At 37.8% G+C, this 16,476-nt stretch carries 16 protein-coding genes; 15 read left to right on the top strand and 1 reads right to left on the bottom strand.

The window, feature by feature from the left end; genetic code table 11:
* The first annotated feature begins 264 nt into the window (after positions 1–264).
* The 15 genes from BUR11_RS17155 (at position 265) to BUR11_RS17230 (ending at position 15,264) form a co-directional block, all read left to right on the top strand.
* Complete coding sequence (locus BUR11_RS17155) at positions 265–948, top strand: succinate dehydrogenase cytochrome b subunit (RefSeq protein WP_074226253.1); 684 nt, start codon at positions 265–267, stop codon at positions 946–948.
* 13 nt (positions 949–961) lie between these two features.
* Entirely contained in the window at positions 962–2,896 is a 1,935-nt protein-coding gene (locus BUR11_RS17160; RefSeq protein WP_074226254.1) for a fumarate reductase/succinate dehydrogenase flavoprotein subunit, read from the top strand.
* A 25-nt stretch (positions 2,897–2,921) separates the two neighbouring features.
* Entirely contained in the window at positions 2,922–3,671 is a 750-nt protein-coding gene (locus BUR11_RS17165; RefSeq protein WP_074226255.1) for a succinate dehydrogenase/fumarate reductase iron-sulfur subunit, read from the top strand.
* Between the two features lie 355 nt (positions 3,672–4,026).
* Complete coding sequence (locus BUR11_RS21210) at positions 4,027–4,563, top strand: hypothetical protein (protein WP_074226257.1); 537 nt, start codon at positions 4,027–4,029, stop codon at positions 4,561–4,563.
* Between the two features lie 153 nt (positions 4,564–4,716).
* Positions 4,717–5,424, top strand: a complete 708-nt coding sequence (locus tag BUR11_RS17180; protein WP_074226258.1) for a hypothetical protein — start codon at positions 4,717–4,719, stop codon at positions 5,422–5,424.
* Between the two features lie 255 nt (positions 5,425–5,679).
* Positions 5,680–6,723 (top strand): hypothetical protein, encoded by a 1,044-nt coding sequence (locus BUR11_RS17185; RefSeq protein WP_074226259.1) that lies wholly within the window; start codon positions 5,680–5,682, stop codon positions 6,721–6,723.
* A gap of 181 nt (positions 6,724–6,904) precedes the next feature.
* Positions 6,905–7,672, top strand: a complete 768-nt coding sequence (locus BUR11_RS17190) for a DUF6090 family protein (protein WP_074226260.1) — start codon at positions 6,905–6,907, stop codon at positions 7,670–7,672.
* A gap of 94 nt (positions 7,673–7,766) precedes the next feature.
* Positions 7,767–8,402, top strand: a complete 636-nt coding sequence (locus BUR11_RS17195; RefSeq protein ID WP_074226261.1) for a hypothetical protein — start codon at positions 7,767–7,769, stop codon at positions 8,400–8,402.
* A gap of 262 nt (positions 8,403–8,664) precedes the next feature.
* Complete coding sequence (locus BUR11_RS17200) at positions 8,665–9,333, top strand: hypothetical protein (protein WP_074226262.1); 669 nt, start codon at positions 8,665–8,667, stop codon at positions 9,331–9,333.
* A 609-nt stretch (positions 9,334–9,942) separates the two neighbouring features.
* A complete protein-coding gene (locus BUR11_RS17205; RefSeq protein ID WP_143186063.1) occupies positions 9,943–10,476 on the top strand; it encodes a hypothetical protein in 534 nt (177 codons plus the stop codon).
* A gap of 78 nt (positions 10,477–10,554) precedes the next feature.
* Positions 10,555–11,280 carry an NAD(P)-dependent oxidoreductase gene (locus BUR11_RS17210; RefSeq protein ID WP_074226264.1) on the top strand — a complete coding sequence of 242 codons (726 nt, stop codon included), beginning with the start codon at positions 10,555–10,557 and terminating at the stop codon, positions 11,278–11,280.
* A gap of 374 nt (positions 11,281–11,654) precedes the next feature.
* Entirely contained in the window at positions 11,655–13,091 is a 1,437-nt protein-coding gene (locus tag BUR11_RS17215) for a sodium:solute symporter family protein (RefSeq protein ID WP_074226265.1), read from the top strand.
* Complete coding sequence (locus BUR11_RS17220) at positions 13,088–13,528, top strand: GNAT family N-acetyltransferase (protein ID WP_074226266.1); 441 nt, start codon at positions 13,088–13,090, stop codon at positions 13,526–13,528. Before BUR11_RS17215 ends, BUR11_RS17220 begins: the two co-directional genes overlap by 4 nt.
* Positions 13,529–14,602, top strand: coding sequence for an alanine racemase (locus BUR11_RS17225; RefSeq protein WP_074226267.1), 1,074 nt, complete (start codon positions 13,529–13,531; stop codon positions 14,600–14,602).
* A gap of 71 nt (positions 14,603–14,673) precedes the next feature.
* Entirely contained in the window at positions 14,674–15,264 is a 591-nt protein-coding gene (locus BUR11_RS17230; RefSeq protein WP_074226594.1) for a porin family protein, read from the top strand.
* 121 nt (positions 15,265–15,385) lie between these two features.
* On the opposite strand, the gene BUR11_RS17235 is transcribed toward BUR11_RS17230, so the two are convergent.
* Positions 15,386–16,474, bottom strand: a complete 1,089-nt coding sequence (locus tag BUR11_RS17235; protein WP_074226268.1) for an SO2930 family diheme c-type cytochrome — start codon at positions 16,472–16,474, stop codon at positions 15,386–15,388.
* Between the last annotated feature and the right edge of the window lie 2 nt (positions 16,475–16,476).

Raw genomic sequence — 16,476 nt, forward strand, 5'->3', positions numbered from 1 at the left:
TTTGTTGGTAATTCAAAACTATAATTTTCTACCTATACGAAATAAACGGAAGAAAGTAGAAAATTCAGTTAAAATCAAACAATAAAATTTAACAAAGTGTTGCACTACCAAACGAAACACTAAAATAGTATAAATGAATTTAGTTATTTAGAAACGATTAAAATAAGCAATCCTTATTTACTTGGATTGTTTACTAAGTCATCCAAATGTAAATTTGGCTCCAATAATTATAAGAATTCGTTCTAATCTAATCGCACTAACTGTATGAGCTGGGTTACCAAAACCTTAAGTAGCACACTAGGCAGGAAATTGATCATGGCATTGACCGGACTTTTCCTCATCCTGTTTTTGACAGGACACGTTTCCGGAAACTTACTTTTATTCAAAGGTGACGGAGGCGAAGCATTTAATATTTACGCCAAGTTTATGACTACCAATCCTGCGGTAAAGTTGTTGTCTTATCTGACTTACATCTCTATCATAGGGCATGTCATTTATTCAATTATGCTTTCTAGCAAGAATAAGGCGGCAAGACCTGTAGGTTATGCTGTTTCTAAGGCGTCTACCAATTCAAGCGCTGCTTCCAGAAACATGGGAGTATTAGGAACTATCATCCTTTTATTTATCGTGGTGCATATGCAGAGCTTTTGGGCTCAGATGCATTGGGGTTCAATCCCAACTGTCACCTATGGTGGGGAAGAATACAAGGATTTATATACCATTGTGAAGGCTGCATTCCAGATTGAATGGATGGTTGCGCTTTATGTAATCGCAATGATCTTTTTGGGTGTTCACCTTTCCCATGGATTCGCCAGTGCTTTCCAAACATTGGGCTTGAACCATAAAAAATACACGCCGGCCATCGAAGGTTTAGGCAAACTTTATTGCATTGTGGTACCTGCGCTATTCGCAAGTATGCCGCTGTACATCTATTTTACACAGAGCTAATCCAAAGACCCGTATGATACTAGATTCAAAATCACCTGCAGGCCCTTTAGCTGAAAAGTGGACCAAACATAAATTTACCAGTAAACTGGTAAACCCTGCAAACAAAAGAAAATACGAAGTAATTGTAGTTGGTACCGGATTAGCTGGTGCATCCGCAGCCGCCTCTTTGGCGGAACTTGGATACAATGTGAAGGCTTTTTGTTTTCAAGATAGTCCTAGAAGAGCTCACTCCATTGCTGCGCAAGGAGGGATCAACGCTGCAAAGAATTACCAGAATGATGGTGACTCAGTTTTTAGATTGTTTTATGACACCATCAAAGGTGGTGACTATAGAGCAAGAGAGTCCAATGTATATAGACTAGCTGAAGTTTCTGTCAATATTATTGACCAATGCGTGGCTCAAGGAGTTCCTTTTGCACGTGAATACGGTGGATTGCTTGCCAACCGATCTTTTGGTGGTGCACAGGTTTCTAGAACCTTCTATGCTCGTGGCCAAACTGGACAGCAGTTGTTGTTGGGTGCCTATTCAGCCTTGAGCCGTCAGGTAGCCAATGGTAAAGTAAAACTGTATCCAAGAACAGAAATGATGGATTTGGTGACCATTGATGGGGAAGCTAGAGGAATTGTGACCAGAAACTTAATCACTGGAGCGATCGAAACACATGCTGCCCATGCTGTATTGCTTTGTACTGGTGGATATGGTAACGTATTTTTCCTTTCTACCAATGCCATGGGGTCCAATGTGACTGCCGCTTGGAGAGCACATAAGAAAGGAGCGTATTTTGCGAACCCTTGCTATACTCAGATTCACCCAACTTGCATTCCTGTTTCTGGAGATCATCAATCTAAATTGACTTTGATGTCTGAGTCACTAAGAAATGACGGAAGAGTTTGGGTACCAAAAACGGTAGAAATGGCTGAAAAATTGAGAAAAGGCCAGATCAAACCATCTGAAATCAAAGATGAGGACAGAGATTATTACTTAGAAAGAAAATACCCGAGTTTCGGTAACCTCGTTCCTCGTGACGTGGCTTCCAGAAATGCGAAATATGTGTGTGATGAAGGAAGAGGTGTCAATGAAACCGGTGAAGCGGTATTCTTGGACTTCAGAGATGCCATTATTAGAGATGGAGAAGATGCCATCCGAGCTAGATACGGCAACTTGTTTGACATGTATCAGCAGATCACTGGTGAAAACCCTTATCAAACTCCGATGATGATTTATCCTGCTGTTCACTATACCATGGGTGGACTTTGGGTAGATTATAATTTGATGACTACTGTGCCAGGGTTATATGCTTTAGGAGAAGCAAACTTCTCGGATCACGGAGCTAACAGACTAGGAGCTTCCGCCTTGATGCAAGGATTGGCAGATGGTTATTTTGTGATCCCATATACATTAGGAGACTATCTAGCACAAAATTTAGCTAAGAAAGTAGATACCAGCCATCCTGAGTTTGCCAAAGCGGAGGCAGAGGTGAAAGCCAAAATCCAGAAATTACTTTCCATTAATGGAAGTAAGACCGTAGATTATTTCCATAAGAAGCTGGGAAAAATCATGTGGAACGAATGTGGAATGGCCAGAACTGCTGAAGGATTGACCAAAGCAAAAGCTGAAATCAAGCAATTGAGAGCTGAATTCTGGAAGGACGTGAAAGTATTGGGAGCCAATGAAGAATTGAACCAGTCTTTAGAAAAAGCGCATCGAGTAGCTGACTTCTTGGAATTAGGAGAATTGATGGTGGATGATGCATTGAATAGAAATGAATCTTGTGGAGGACACTTCAGAGAAGAATACCAAACTCCGGAAGGAGAGGCTTTGCGTGACGATGAAAACTTTGCGTACGTAGCCGCTTGGAAATACATGGGAGACGAGGAAGAAGAGGAGCTTAACAAAGAGCCTCTTGAATTTGAGAACGTGAAGTTGACCCAGAGATCTTACAAATAATCGCTAGACTAAAATTCATAGCTATATGAAATTGACATTGAAAGTATGGAGACAAAAGAACGCTTCTGATCAAGGAAGTTTTGTCAATTATCCATTGGATGGAATTTCCAAGGATATGTCCTTTTTAGAAATGTTGGATGTACTGAATGAGGAACTTTCCGAAAAAGGAGAAGACCCGGTACACTTTGACCACGATTGCCGTGAAGGTATTTGCGGGATGTGTTCCTTGTACATCAATGGAAAGCCTCATGGACCTCAGCAGACTACTACTTGTCAGCTGCATATGAGATCTTTCTCGGATGGAGATACCATTACCATTGAACCATGGAGAGCGAAAGCATTTCCTGTGGTAAAGGATTTGGTAGTAGACAGATCAGCATTTGATAGAATTATCCAAGCTGGAGGATACGTATCCGTCAATACAGGTGGTGTTCCTGACGCGAATGAGATTCCTATTCCAAAGGTTATTGCAGATGAAGCATTTGACGCAGCGACTTGTATTGGATGTGGCGCTTGTGTAGCAGCTTGTAAGAATGCTTCCGCGATGCTATTTACTTCTGCCAAAATTTCTCAATTGGCTTTGTTGCCACAGGGTCAAGTAGAGAAAAAGTCTAGAGCAGAAAAAATGATCGCTCAAATGGATGCGGAAGGTTTTGGAGCATGTACCAACACAGGTGCTTGTGCAGCAGAATGTCCAAAAGAAATCAGTTTGACAAACATTGCGAGAATGAACAGAGAGTATTTCTCTGCAGTCATCAGCAGTGATAATGTTTAATTAAAAATTTATCTATTGAGAAAAGCCGGCGCAAGTCGGCTTTTTTGGTTTGAGGGAGTTTGTACTAGAAGATGTAGAAGTTGCGCATGTCTTCCATTTTTAAGAGATGTGCCCAAGTCTTGTTTTTTTTGGTGAGGTTGGGCTAGTCTTTACAGATTTTTTCGAAAATTTTTTTACTGGAATTCGATTGAAAGCAGGGATAGGGGTCTTTTTAGCGTTGATTATTTTCTATTTTGAAAGATTGAATGGATGTTGGTTTGAAAAAAACAGAGCTCAAAGCCCGTTCAGCTAAATGAAATAGTTGCCAAACGAGTTTCGTATACACAATCGTTGGCGGTAATTTACCCATAGGATTATGGAAATAACAAAATTCAATGAGACAATTGATATTTGGATAGACGAACTATCTAGATTTAATATTTGGCAACTTAAAATTAAACCTGATGAGAGAAGTTGGTCACTTGGACAGCTCTACAATCATCTGATTGAAGAAACAAATTGGTACAATGATCAAATTGAAGTGACTCTTGGGAACGAAGAAAATATTTGTAAAACGACCTCGAATGCTGCCAAAATCCTGTTTAAGAGGGGCTCCTTTGAGAACAAACGATTCCAAGGTGATCCGTTTATTTCGGAAAATGTAAAACAACCTATCACAGTTTCAAAACTAAAATCTGAATTGGAACAATTGAAAAAGAAAACGAACGATATCTGGATAATAATTATGAATACCTCTAAGTTGGGGAAATCAGAGCATCCTGGGCTCGGGTTTTTGAACTGTTATGAGTGGATTCAATACTCTGAAATGCACATGAGACACCATTTGAAACAAAAAATACGAATAGAAGAATTTTTAAAACAGTCAAATAACTACAGCCAACAAGGCCTTTAAGTAATTGCTTGCTCTGGCCTATTTTGGATATTCCTTCGGAATTCCCAACTTGATGTGAACTTGTAAAATTACGTACTAAGCCGCGCAACTACTTTTAGCCAAGACACTTGTTTGATATAATGCAAGCCATCAAGGCAAAATAACTTTGTGAACATGGAAAAAGCTTATAAAAATATCGCCTTTTTTTTTCTGGCAGTCACCATCATAGTCTTTGTAGGCTTCTATAATACCTATTTTGTTTTCTTTCCGCATTTCGAAGGGTTCGTGATTCTACATCATGTACATGGATTGGTAATGATCCTATGGATAATCATACTTATTATTCAGCCAATTCTTATCAATAACAGAAAATGTAAATGGCACAGTCTAGTTGGTAAGCTTTCATACTTTCTGATGCCAATAATTGTGATCTCGATGATGCTTGCATACCAGCGATCATTTGTAAACTCAGTTTCAGAATATGGACCAGTTCATAGTCAAAGCCTCAGTATGTTATTTCTTCCTTTGACTGACGTTCTACCATTTGCCATTTTTTACATCTTGGCTATCATCAATAAGAGAAAAGTTCCCATTCATATGAGATTCATGATTTCAACTGCTGTTGTCCTTGTTGGAGCTGGTTTAGGACGAATCTTTGCAATTTGGCTGAGCTTTGATTTCATCAACTCAGTTTTTGCAAGTGTTGCCGTCATGGCAATAGTTTTTGTAGGCCTGATTGTATATGACATCAGTATTAAGAAATTTTCAGACAATCGCTCATTTTTGACAGCTTTAGTTATTTTTTCAATTCCTAACCTGCTTTTGCTGTTTATTCCATACACTCACTGGTGGCAAACACTAGTTGAAGCATTAGCCAACTAAACGCCATAGAACAATCCCTATCAGTTATGTGCTAAATTGCCTTTTGCAAGCTTTATTGGGTCTTGATTGCTACTTTGCACCTTCTAACATTGTCGCTTTTGGATAATATTGTGGTTCTGGATTTTTACTGGTAGAATGTAATGCCTTGTAGATACCGTTGTGCTTCTGGTGCAATTACGCTAGATTAGTGCTTTCTGTCAGCTATGGGCGCACAAAACGATAGTTAGGTTTTGGCAAAAATTAACCTCAGATATCATGAAGTGCTTTTTCTTATTTCTAACCCTAAATTTTATTTTTTTTAATGTTTTACATGGACAGAATTTCGACTTCATCCCTGAACAATTAAAACCCATTACTCATGCAGAGCTTTTAAAAAATCCTCCCTCAAAAAAAATAGACTTGGTTTTTTATGCTGATGGCACACCTACCACTTTTGATGCCGTTATTAATCAAGTAAAATCTGGAGAGCTTGTCCCTGAAGCATTTGTTGACGAGAATGGAGATTACAAAGCACTTGTGGTTAATAAGGTTGATAGTAAAATAAACTATCCTAAAATACCAGATAGCATCAAAAATCTTGGATATTCGGTTGGTAATATTCAAAGTGATACCGTTATCATTTTCTCTCAAGGAGGGCCAAGTTTTACTCTAGATACTTGGAGGTTTGCCAAGTTAAAGGATATAGTTGGCAACTATTTATGGGTGAATGTCAAACAAGGTCAGATGCTTAACCCTAATCCTTTCGAAAACAAAGAGCTTACTTTTGAAGATCTTAAGAACTTTGAAAGGCAATCCCAAAAAAATCTATATGAAGTTGTTCAATTTTTTAAATCCCAAAACAAGAAAGTATTTTTAATAGGCGGTTCTGGAGGTGGTTTCCTAATATCTAGGCTGATTGCTACTTACGGTAACATCGCTGATGGATATGTCATCACCACATCACGTTTAGACATGAATGACGAGATGTGGAAACCACGATTAAAAGGAGAGCGTACGCTTTTCAAGAGTGACGGTAAAACTATTTATCTAGGAAATCCACCAACAACAGTATTAGACAAAAACATCAATTTATTTCAAGCAGCAGGCGTAGATAGAAAACTGACCAAAGAACTGGGACAAACCGATTTATCTAACGTTATATTCTTATATGGGAAAACAGATAATAGGGTTGGAGCACTATCGGACCATGAAATTCATTTTTTGCAATCGCATGGTGCTTTAGTAATAGCAAGTAACGGTGGTCATTTAATTTATCAAGATTATATTGAAGTTTTGCTGAGATTATTACTTCTTGACTAAGAGATGTTGGTAATTTTAAAAATAGCTGTCAAAAACAGCTACATTTCAGTATGAGGCTAGTGCTAAAAAGAAACCTAAGCCATAAACCTAAACTGAGTTCTCAGAGAAATAATTCTGTGAACGATTCCACGCCAAAATCATAGCCAAAACGTTGCAAATCATTAGAATCAAGCGCTAATCAATGATAAAATTCTTTAGAAGAATTAGGCAAAAATTACTTACTGAAAATAAATTCAGCAAGTATCTGATTTATGCTATCGGTGAGATCATACTTGTCGTAATCGGTATTCTAATTGCCATTCAGCTAAATGATTTTAACGGAGATAGAAAAGAACGTGAAAAGGAATTGTCCTTTCTTCAAAAGTTGAAAGATGATATCAATTTGGATATTCAGAATTTAATATTGAGAGATTCCATTTTAGCTGTTTATCAATCCAATCAAGAAAAAGGGTGGAAATTATTTCTTGAAGCAAAATCAGTAAATGACATTTTAACCGTAGATTCTCTTATTCAATTCCGTTGGCGAAGTTTTACAGTAAGTAGAAAGACCTATGATGAAATGATTAATACCAGTGGTATTTACATTATTACGAATAAGAATTTGCTAAATGAGTTGAGTGATCATTATGATTTAATAGAGGTGTATCAACAAAATTTTAGAGAGATTAATGAGGATTCACGGCATTATTATAAAGCCTCCAATTTAGACTCTTTTGATTTTCTAAAGAGGCACTATAGAGATCCATCATCCGATATTACAAGGATTGATACTGCCTGGATCAGCAATCATAATTCACCTTCTTATTTATCCTTGGCTAGATTCTATAGTCATGTAATAGACGCTGTTAATGGAGTACAGCGAAATTACATCACAGAAATAATTGCAAATAGCAAAAAAATGGTAGCTGAAATAGAACAGGAATTAAGAAAAAATAATATCCAAAATTAACGAAAGCACAACAATTTATAAGCGGTAATGCTCCCTATGCGGTCGTAATCCGCATATACTCTACGTTATGCTCAATTACAAAAAATCCAAGTAGGTGAAAATCGATCACATTTTTATCTTTTCGAGCAACTCAGGTGTTGAGGCAGATGAACTGGTCAAGTTTGGACTATCTGAAGGAAGTAGTAGAATTCATCCAGGTCAGGGAACGACAAATAGAAAATTCTATTTTGAGAATTTCTTTTTAGAGATTCTTTGGGTCCAAAATCAAGTCGAAATTCAGAAAGAGCGAACTAAACCAACCAAGCTTTGGGAACGATCAAATTTTAAGAATAACGAGTACCTTCCTTTTGGACTTTGCTTGATTAATGATGAGGATTCCGAATTAATTTTCACCAACTCATCGACCTATCAACCAGTATATTTTCTGGATGGTAAGGCAATTGACTACATCACAGAACCTCAATTACCTTGGATTTTCAGACTACCTTACAAAGGATATAAAATAGAAATTAATGAACCATTGGTCCATCCAAAAAAGCTAAAGAAACTTACAAAGACTACTTTTCGAACTCCCATAGTCAACGAGTTAACTGAATCGATTCAAAAGCTTTCTGGGGGAACTATTAATTTCTTGAAATCTAATGAGGTCGATCTAATTCTTGAATTTGATGATGCAAAGTCCAACCAGGAAATTAGGTTCGAGAACTTATCATTAACACTTCAATATTAAGTGTATCAACGTGATATATGCCAACTTACTTCTAGTCATCTCAAGTGCAATCTTCCGTTCCTTTGCCCCAACTGAAGATGGCCGTTTCCTTCTGAAATTTCCGTAGTGTCTGCCTTTGTCATCAGAACAATGGGGGGATTGAGAAAGTTGTACCTAAGGTTTAAATCAGCTAGTTTAGTACTAATTGCAACATGTGGGCATACGCACACTACCTAGAGAGTAGCTTTTACCAGAACAATTAAGAACTGAACATATTTATGAAATGAGTCAGAAATCTAAGTTCATATACTATACAGGAATTAGTGAAATAGTTTTTGTCGTTCTGGCTTTTGGAGTTGCAGCTATGGTAGAGCCACATCGCATTGAGCGGTATTTCAAACCTTTTGTGGTAATGCATATCATGGGCTCAATGGCTTGGTTAATATTATTTGTACATCAATCCAGACTTGCGCTACAAGGTAAAATAGAAAAGCATCGAAAAAACCTAAATCTCGCTACCATACTTGTGATCTTTAATACCTTGATTGCTGTGTATATAACCTACGCATGGGGAGATGCCCAAAGATTAATTGGAGAATCAAGGGACGTATTGGCTTTTGCCATTTTGTTTTTTGCCAGTATTTGGGCTATAAAAAGAAATAAACCTGAAACTCACAAAAGACTCCTTTTAATTGCATTGATGAATCTAATCGGTCCTGCATTTTCCCGAGTTACCTCCATTTTTGAGTGGCCTCAAGAAATAGGTGTATTTGCTGTATTTTTGACATGGATTATTGTGCCAATCTCCTATGACCTAGTAAGCATTCGAAAGATTCATAAAGCAACGATCATTGGCATTGGTTTCACCTTGTTGTCATTTGCAATAATGGTAAGCATCGTTTTTTCTCCCTGGATGAGAAATATTACTGAGTTGATATATGGAAGTCAATAAAATAAAAGTTTAAAATGTATGAGCTATATTCCAACACAGTTTACCCAAGCTGTTGTACTCAATCTTTTTAAAGCTAAAACCTTAGCCCTTCACTGTTTCTTACTAAAATCAGGTAATCGTAATAATCAGTGTTAACATGATTTTCCCCTGCATGGACTCCTTGTCCAAATGGAAGGAGCTTTAACATACTCGATAGCCTTTTTTTGGTTATATGGCGGTTTACGGGTATCCGTAACCCTCTTTTCATTTAATTTAAGTATCTTCTCAATGAAAATCGGCACGTAAATTCTGCTACTGATTTTAGACTAAAACCCTTATTATCCAATAAATGAAATTCCTTAAAGTAAAATGAAGGTCTCTTTAAAAAATAAAATCAATAAGGCCTTTTTGTTCATCACTATTTTGGTAAGTATTGCAGGATTTTGGAATATTTATTTCGGACCTGAATCAAGCCCGACTTTTTATCAAAACTTACACGTTTTGACTACTTTTTGTTGGCTAGGATTACTTTTGGTACAGTTGATTTTTATTACGTCCCAAAATAATTCTTTACATAGAAGATTAGGTAAATCAATTTTTGTAATAGGACCCATTCTAATTGCAACTTTAATGTTATTATCTGTTCACTCTGCCTCAAAATCTGCTGCCCGGGGTGAAGCTGATATGCTTGTCATTCAAAATATCTTTCCAGCTTTCGAGGTGGCCATACTTATTTTGTTAGGGTTACTTTTCCGAAAGAAACGATTGTTGCACGGGCACTTTTTAATGAGTACATCTCTCTTATTCTTTGGGATAGCTCTTTTTTTTACATTAATAAGCTTTATTCCGGGGTATAAAATTGAAGGTCCGGAAACATTCTACCGATTTGAAACTTCAGGAATTATCGCAACTTATATTAGCGTAGTTTTCGGCTTGATTTTATTCTTTATTCAATGGAAATCAGGATGGCCATGGCTTTTGGTTTGCGGGCTTTTCTTTTTAAATGGCTACCTAAGTCAATTAATTGATGAGACCAATCAAATGATAACCTTGACTGCGTTTATTGGCTCTATAAATGAATATATTGCTTTTTTTGGCACCCTAATTTTTATTCTAGCAATCTTGACCTTATTCTTTATAGAAAGAAAAAAGGGAATGACTTAAGCAAAAAAATGTGATATTAAAGTATTCTATGAAAAATTAAACATTCATTTTTTGGGATTTTTTTAAGATTTAAAGAGCATGACAATATTGGTAGTTGGTGCAAGTGGAGCCACCGGTAAACATGTAGTGGAGCAGTTGTTAAAGGATCAACAAAAAGTTAGGGTGATTGTCCGTTCCCCTGATAAATTACCTGAACATTGGAAAAAGAATGAACAGCTATCGATCATCCAAGGGAGTGTATCAGATTTTACCGTTAATGAAATGGCGGAATACATTCAGGGTTGCCAGGCGGTCGCTTCTTGTTTAGGCCATTCTGTGAATTTGAAAGGACTTTATGGGAAACCACGAAGACTAGTTACGGATACAGTCGAGCTCCTCAGTCATGCTATAAAAAAGAATGATGCTGGTAAGCCAGTGAAATTTGTTTTGATGAATACTTCTGGAAACCGTGACAGAGATTTAGACGAGCCCATATCCAAACGTGAAAGATTAGCCATTGCACTTCTTCGATTAGTATTGCCTCCTCATGTAGACAATGAAAAAGCTGCAGATTATTTACGGACCCAGGTTGGTCAAAACTCTAATTTCATGGAGTGGGTAGCTGTTCGTCCAGATGGTTTAGTAAATGAAGAGCATGTCACCGAGTATGAAGTTTACCCTTCACCTATACGAAGTGCGATTTTTGACGCTGGAACTGTAAGTCGAATTAACGTAGGGCATTTCATGGCAAAATTGATGGAGGATCAGGAACTTTGGAATAAATGGAAAGGACAAATGCCGGTGATTTATAGCAAAACTTCCTAATTAATAGCCACTCCCAATTTTACAAAAACCAAGGACTTTATTCTCTCAACAAAATAGAATAGTGCTGATTCAAAAGATTACATTTTTTTATTTTATAAATAGGGTAAAATGTAATAAAACCTGAATCGAATTTCATGTGCTTATTGACCTTAATAAGTTAGCTGAACAATGTAAAGTTAATGGCTTCAAGCAGTTTTTTTGGATTGAAAAGCCTGATTTCTTAAAATCATAAAAAATTTAACTATTTCAAGAAATTATTATACTAATAATAAAAAATCGATATTAAAAAGCTTAAAATTCGATTAATTGAGCATAAAAGCCTAACTTTGAAAAGTTATAATTTAGAATGAATTTATTACAAATCAAAATAGGGTATGAGTTGGATAGATCTGGGGATCTTTTTGGCCTACATGCTGGCAATGCTAGGTGTGGGATTTTTTTACATGAAGAAAAACACAGATCAGGAGGATTATTACGTAGGAGGGAGGAATATAGGTAGTTGGCATATTGGACTTTCCGTCGTAGCTACTGATGTAGGAGGAGGATTTTCAATAGGTTTGGGCGGATTGGGTTTTGCCATGGGGATTTCAGGATCCTGGATGCTTTTTACCGGATTATTGGGAGCTTGGTTAGCAGCCGTTTTATTGATACCAAGAGTCAAGTCTGATCCTGCATTTTCAAATTTTTTCACTTTCCCACAAATTATTGGGCATCTCTATAATTCCAATGCAGCAAGAGTCGCAGCAGTCATTTGTTTTTTGGGCTACCTGGGATTTACTTCTTCACAGTTGTTGGCAGGAGCGAAATTGGCTTCAGGGACATTTGAAGCATTAGACTTGCATTATGCCTTACTTATTATGGGTGGTATTGCGGTGATCTATACCGTGATGGGTGGATTGAAAGCGGTGATCTACACAGACACCATTCAATGGATCATCTTGATGCTAGGGTTGATGTTTATCGGCGTACCCATGGCTTACCATTTTGTCGGTGGTTGGGAAGGAATTTCAAGCACACTTCCAGCATCTTTCTTTTCCTTTTCAAACCTAAGTTGGCAAGATTTAGCCAATTGGGGAATTACTATTGTCCCAATTTGGTTTGTAGGTATGACGCTCTATCAACGGATCTTTGCAGCGAGGGACGTTCAATCAGCAAAAAAGGCCTGGTTTATTGCAGGTCTATTTGAATGGCCGATCATGGCTTTCCTTGGAGTTTCATTAGGTCTACTTTCCAGAGTGGCGGTAGAGCAGGGAGTATTGGAAGGCTTTGGTCTGGGGATGGACCCTGAAATGGGATTACCAGTCTTACTAAGCCAGATCTTGCCGGCAGGGATATTGGGACTGATGATGTCCGCTTATTTCTCAGCGGTGCTTTCTACTGCGGATTCCTGTTTGATGGCCGCATCGGGTAATCTTACCACAGATTTATTGGGTAGATTTATGAAAGGAAAGACACACAAGCAAGAAATTCGCTTAAGTCAAATCCTTACGCTAATCATTGGTGGAGTAGCTATTCTAATTGCATGGCAAATGACAGAAGTGCTTAGCCTGATGTTATATAGTTATGCATTTATGGTATCGGGACTATTAATCCCGGTCATTGGAGGATTGTTTTTTAATCAAAACAATGGGACTGCTGCAGTAGTTTCTATGATTGCCGGGGGGGCGGTCACGGCTGGCCTGACGATTGCAGAAGTAGCTCTACCTTTCGATTTGGATGCCAATTTATTTGGGCTCCTAATCTCTTTACTGGCATTTTTGTCAGTAACTTATTTTCAAAAATTAAATAGTTCAAAGTTAAAATCTATATGATCAAGCTAGAAACACTTTCAGCGATTGATTCCGCTACTTTCCTGCAAAAAAATGAAATTGCAGATTTCCTTTTCCATCACCTTGGCAAATACGGAGATCCTAAAGATGACATCATGAAATGTCTTGACTATGCTTTGGACCAAGGGCTCCATGCAGGGGGATTTGTTGTGATGGCTAGAGAAAAAGGGAAAATTGTAGGGGCTCTGGTAATGAACAAAACCGGAATGTCTGGATATATTCCTGAGAATATATTAGTTTATATAGCCGTAGATGAGTCCCAAAGAGGGAAAGGCATCGGAGGAAAGTTGATGGAAATGGCTATTAAAATGGCCAATGGAGCTATTGCTCTCCACGTAGAACCTGATAATCCAGCTAAAAAGCTGTATGAAAGACTTGGCTTTACCAACAAATATCTCGAGATGAGATTAACAAAATAAATGGCTTATCTGACTTTAAATAAGACCAAACTCAAAACAAATTTTGAGTTTCTCAAAAAACTTTTTGACGAGAAATCTATTTCCTGGGGAGTGGTTTCCAAGCTTCTTTGTGGAAACAGAACTTTTCTTGAGGAGTTAATCAATCTGGGTGTACGTGAAATTCACGATAGTAGGATTAGTAATTTAGCCATGGTTAAAACTATTAATCCTGATGTTCAAACCGTATACATCAAACCTGTTTCTAAGCGAAATGTGGGAAAAATGGTGGAATTTGCCGATGTGAGTCTGAACAGTGAGTTAGATACAATTCACTGGATCAGCGAGGAGGCAGTGCTTCAAAAAAAGAAGCATAAAATTATCATCATGGTTGAGACCGGAGATCTTCGTGAAGGAGTAATGGGGGAACAATTAGTGGAATTTTATTCCCAGATTTTTCAATTGCCCAATATTGAAGTAATCGGATTAGGCACCAATTTAAATTGCCTAAACGGGGTCATGCCTTCTACCGATAAATTGATTCAGCTTTCGCTTTACAAGCAAATCATCGAATTAAAATTCAACAAAAAAATACCTTGGGTTTCGGCAGGAACTTCCGTGACTATTCCCTTGATTTTAAACCATCAATTGCCTTTGGGAATTAATCATTTTAGAGTGGGTGAAACCCTTTATTTTGGTCTGGACCTATTTGAAGAAAAGCTGATTGAGGGGATGAAAGCAGATGTGTTTGAACTGCATGCAGAAATTATTGAAATGCAGGAAAAACCCATGTTACCAGTTGGGAATCTGGCAGCTAACCCTCAAGGAGAGGTGGCGGAGATCGATACTGAACTCTATGGGAAAAGCTCATTCCGAGCTATTTTGGATATCGGACTATTGGATGTAGATCCAAAATACCTGATCCCGAAAGATCAGAGCTTTGAAATATTGGGAGCAAGTTCGGATATGATCATTATCAATTTGGGAGAAAACCCTGCAGAATATAAAGTAGGAGACACCTTGAATTTTGAATTGAAGTACATGGGGGCGCTAGGTTTGTTGAACTCCGATTATGTAGATAAAAAAGTCATCAGCTAGTAGCATTTTTTCTGATCTTCTACTTTGGCATAACAATGGGATAATAGATGGGAGACCAACTATTAAAACACATGAAAAAGTTATTGTTAGTAATCGCCCTTGGATTTATTGGGATTTCAGCCACACAAGCCCAAACAAAATATTTAGGTGGTTTTGGTATAAGAGGAGGTGCCAATTTATTCAATTTTGGAGGTTCTGATGTAGAAGAAAATGACTATACCAACCGAGTAGGATTTCATGCTGGTATTTATACCATGATGTTTGCCACCGATCGTTTTGCTATTGAGCCAGGAATCTATTATTCCGTAAAAGGAACTCAAAATAATGATGCAGTAGATAGCCGTGCCATCTTTAATTATGTGGATGTGCCAGTATTGTTCAGACTTTATCCATCTGAAGGATTCAATATTTTTGCCGGTCCACAGATTTCATTTCTTGCCAGCTCAAAATATGAAGGTGACTTCTTTGGCTCTACTATTTCCTTTGAAGGGGATAACGCCAAAGAAACTGATTTGGGACTGGTCTTTGGTGTAGGTTATAATCTTCCTAAAGGCTTTAATGTGCAGGGATCCTATGATTATGGAATGACTCCGATCTTTAAAAACAGTGATGCGGATGTGTTTAATCGTGGGTTTAAGATTTCTCTAGGGTATACATTCTAAAGGCTGTCTTATCAATAATTTTGTCACATTGAGCGGAGTTGATAGCTTTATTTCTTGAATTAAAGCATATTTTGACTCCGCTCAGTTTGACATTTGATGTACTTTGAAATGGCCTCTTTTTCTATTTGTCCATAGAATTAATCCATTCCCGGATCAATGCGACCCCTTCTTGATGGATGGTAGTCCTGCCCAATTCAGGCATGGCAATTCCCACTTCCGTGGAATTCATTCGGTAGGTAATGATTGATTCCTCAGCCTTTCCTGGGACTATGTCATAATCAAAAGCCCCTGCTCCATTTCCTGCTGCTACCGGGGTTTTCATTACCCCAAGTTTCATGGGGTCTTTTTGATCAAATTGTAAAAAAAGCCCAGATGTGCTGGCAGGGCCTTCAGATTGATGACAATGGGAGCAATTGATGTCTAAGTAGGCCATGGCTCGATCCGATAAAGCTTGTGTCTCATCTGCGTAATTCACCAAGGAAGGATGCTCATCAGGCCCATCAAATCCTTCAAGGACTCCCTTCTCCTTCCAATAGGTCAATTGGTTTTGAATTTTTTGACCTATACTTACCTCATGATTCAGGTGTTTGATTTTTACGCCAATTGGTGCTAATTCCTCCGAACTATTATGACAGGTCTTGCACTGGTTTTTATTCGGAATTAAATAATTGATCACTTGCTCTTCTCCATTCTTTTGAATGAATTTAACCTCTAGTTCTCCTCCTACAACTTTTAGGACTGCATCCGTCTGTTCCTCATTCCAGATATAAGGAAATGCTTCCCAGCCCTTTTCTGAATGAATCAATAGTCTTGTTTCAATGATTTTTAAATTCTCTTCTGGCTTATTGAAATCAGCAGGGTAGTAAAAGTTTTTGATCAGGATCGTACCGGTAGGAAACTGAAAGTTCCCTTCATGAATCTTCACTTTTTCGGAGGTAGGTATTGAAATAAACCTGCTTTTAAGGGCATAATCCGTGAAAAGGGAGGATGCTGGTTCATAGGGTAAAATAGAAGAGGATGCTTGGAGATTTTTCATTTCTCCTTCAAAAAAACCATAGGTAGATAACCTTCGATACGGATATTCCCCATCTGCCAGCTCTTCTTGGAGAGGTTCTTTTGGAGGTTGTTCAGGTTCTTGGGTAGACTCTTTGCAAGAGATAAACAGGCAAATACCTGCCAATCCGAGGATTCTTGAAGTAATTTTTAGCATGA

The organism is Algoriphagus halophilus (assembly GCF_900129785.1).
Classification (GTDB): Bacteria; Bacteroidota; Bacteroidia; order Cytophagales; family Cyclobacteriaceae; genus Algoriphagus; species Algoriphagus halophilus.